General features: G+C 38.3%; 1 protein-coding gene. It reads left to right on the plus strand.

Going from position 1 to position 3,719, the window contains the following annotated elements; all coding sequences use genetic code 11:
- Positions 1-3,719 (plus strand): PAS domain S-box protein (locus VIH09_RS07200; protein WP_331579347.1); only part of this gene is annotated, 3,719 nt, incomplete at both ends.

Raw genomic sequence — 3,719 nt, forward strand, 5'->3', positions numbered from 1 at the left:
ATATTTATTTAGAAGAACATTATGAACCATATGATTTGTGGTTTGAAAATCACATTTACCCTTCCTCTGATGGATTATCTGTTTTTTTTAGAGATATAACTACAGAAAAAATAGCGAAAAACACTATTGAAAATAACGAGACATATTTTCGGGCCTTGGTTGAAAACAACGAGGACATTATTACTGTTCTTGATGAAAATTTAAGAACCATATTTCGCAGTCCCGCTTCGCAGCGGATAACCGGATATACAAATGAGGAGTTTACAAAAATTTCCGATATAGATTATTATCATCCGGATTACCTGAAATACATGCAGGAAATGGTCCAAAAAACTTTGGACAATCCCGGCATACAAAATCCGGTTTTGTTCCAGGTGAAACATAAAAACGGAAATTATATTTGGTTGAAAGGGGTCTTGAATAATTTGCCCAATGATAGCAGTATGAAAGGTATGATAGCCAACCTGCGTGATGTCACCGAGAGTAAAATGGCACAGGAATTAATTGAACATAGTGAGAAACGTTTTCGTGCTTTGGTTGAAAATAACGAAGGCATAATCACGGTAGTTGATGCTGAACTAAAAGTTCTATTCCGCAGTTCCTCATCATTCCGCGTTACGGGATACACAGATGAAGAGTTTGATGCCATTGATTATGATGAGTATTTCCATCCTGACTTCGTAGAATACATCCAGCGAATGATGCGAATAATATTGGACAATCCCGGGAAGCCGATTCCCGTATTGTTTCAGGTGAAACACAAGGAAGGAAATTATATTTGGCTTGAGGGGGTTTTGAATAATCTCCTTCATGATAATAGTGTCAATGGCATTATAGTCAACCTAAGGGATGTCACTGCCAGTAAAAAGGCGCAAGATATCATAGAACAAAGAGAGAAGCGATTTTATGCATTAATAGAAAATTCAGACAGTATCATTTCGTTAGTGGATAGAGACAAAAAGAGTTTGTTCAGAAGCACTTCATCAGAAAGACTAACAGGATGGACAGACCAAGAATTCGATCAACTTTCTGAAAGTGAATTTTTCCATCCCGATAGTTTTGATTATGTCCAAGAGCTTAAACGAGAAGCATTTGCTTCTCCAGGAGTTTTGCTTCCAGCTCTTTTTCAGGTGAAATGCAAAAACGGAAATTATGTTTGGCTTGAAGGCGGAGTGAAGAACATGTTCCATGAGGAAAACCTGAATGGTTTGATTTCTAATCTAAGAGACGTTACCGAAAGTAAATTAGCCAATGAGCTATTGATAAATGAGAGAGACAAGTTTGCCAAGATTGCCGCCACTTCACCAGGTTTGATTTATTCCATGAGGCAAAATGTCGACGGTTCATTATGTTTTCCATACGTCAGTGAATCTGTCGATGATATTTATGGATTACGTTTTGAAGAGATTGAGAACAGTGCTGATAAGATGTTTGCCCTGATTCACCCAGACGATATTGACCTTTTGAGGCAAAAAATAGATGAGACCAAATCAAAATTAGTTCCTCTCAAAGGCGAGTATCGCTATCAGCATCCAACAAAAGGACTAGTTTGGCATGAAGTAAACTCTTTGCCAGTTCTGGAGCCTGAAGGAACGGTGATATGTCATGGAATTATTACTGATATTACACATCGAATTGAAGCCGAACAAAAACTCAACAAAGTCAATAGGCTCTATTTATTTATCAGTCAGATCAACCAGATGATTGTTCGGGCAACAGATCAGGAAACTCTTTTTAGGGAAGCCTGTACCATTGCCGTTGAAATAGGGAAATTTAGGATGGCTTGGATCGGTCTGTTAGACGAAAATACCAATAAAGTGATTCCGGCTATGATTGCGGGTGAAGATAATGGGTACCTGTCCATAATCAAAAGTATTTCGAAAGACGATATTCCGGGAGGCAGAGGCCCTGCCGGAAATGCGCTTCGCGAAGGAAAACATGTAGTTTGCAACGATATTGAAAATGACCTGCAGATGAGTACATGGAAAGAACAAGCCTTAGCCCGGAATTTTAATTCCTTAATTAGTTTGCCAATCAAAAAATTGGGAAAGACAATCGGGCTTTTCACTTTTTATGCTAGTGAAAAAGACTTTTTTGATGAGGAAGAAATTGAATTATTGGAAGAGGCGACGGGGGATGTATCTTTTGCACTGGAGGTTATGGAGAAAGAAATCCTACGGAAAAAAGCCGAGGAAGCCATGTTTCAAAGTGAACAACGATACCATACACTTACAGAGGTATCCCCCGTGGGAATATTCCGTACCGATGCCGAGGGTTTAACCACTTATGTCAACCCGAGCTGGTGTAAGATAGCAGGCTTGTCTTTTGATGATGCATTAGGAAACGGCTGGCTAAAGGCGGTTCATAAAGAGGACTTAGTTACTTTATCAATAGAATGGGAGAACGCCGCAGCAAAAAAGGAAAAAAACTTTTCGGAATACCGTTTCGTTCACAAAGATGGAAGTATTTCGTGGGTTATGGGACAAGCAATACCGGAGAAAAATACCGAAGGGAAAATTGTTGGCTATGTGGGTACTATAACCGATATAACCGAACGTAAAAATGCCGAAAATGTAATCATAAAGGAAAAACAGCTTTCTGAGACCGTAATAAATAATCTTCCTGGGATATTTTATCTGTACGATAAATCTGGAAAATTTATAAAATGGAATAAAAATTTCGAGCAGGTCACGGGTTATGAAAGTGACGAAATTGAAAAAATGCATCCATTGGATCTTTTTGATGTAGGTGAAAAAGAAAGGATTAGGACTAGGATAAAAACTGTATTTGAAAACAATTTACTGGATATCGAAACGAAGCTTCCAGGCATTGAAGTTGAGTTTTACTCAAAAAACAAAAATAAAACGCCTTATTTTATCAATTCACTTGCAATTGAATATGAGGGGGAAAGTTGCATATTCGGAATGGGCCTAGATCTTACTGAAAGGAAAAAGGCAGAGGAAGAATTCAATGAAATTCACGAAAAAATGGAAGCCATCCTTGACGCAATCCCTGATTTATTATTCGAAGTTGGAATTGACGGTCATATTTATAATTTTCATTCGCGCCTTAAAGATTTGCCTGAAATATATTCAAACAATATAATAGGCAAAACATTTTTCGATATTTTGCCTTTTGACGCAGCAAATTTGGCGCTATCAGCGATACGCGAATCGCATGAAAATGGATTTTCAACCGGAAGACAATATACCATCGAATTGCCGACGGGTAAACACTGGTTTGAACTCTCAATTGCCCCTATGCAAGAAAGCGAAGATCATGATACACATTTCATCTGCCTGTCGAGGGAAATCACCGACGCCAAAAAGGGAGATGAAGCATTACTAAAAAGTGAGGAAAGATATCGTGGTTTACTAAATAACTTGGATGCCGGAGTTGTTGTACACTCCTCAGACACCTCTATCATCATGAGTAATCAGAAGGCTTCTGAATTGTTAGGGCTAAAAGTGGAACAAATGCTGGGGAAAGAAGCAATTGATCCGGAATGGAAATTTTTAAATGAAGATGGTTCTTCGATGCAACTTGAGTGGTTTCCGGTAAATCAAATCGCAAACACAAAACAATCGATAAAAAACTTTACGGTTGGAATAAATCGCCCATTTAGTAATGATATTGTTTGGCTCTTGGTAAATGGATATCCACTATTTGACACCAAAGGTGAATTAGCCGAAATTGTCATCAGTTTTCTTAACATCACG

It is taken from the genome of Flavobacterium sp. (assembly GCF_036515215.1).
In the GTDB taxonomy this organism is placed as follows: Bacteria; Bacteroidota; Bacteroidia; order Flavobacteriales; family Flavobacteriaceae; genus Flavobacterium.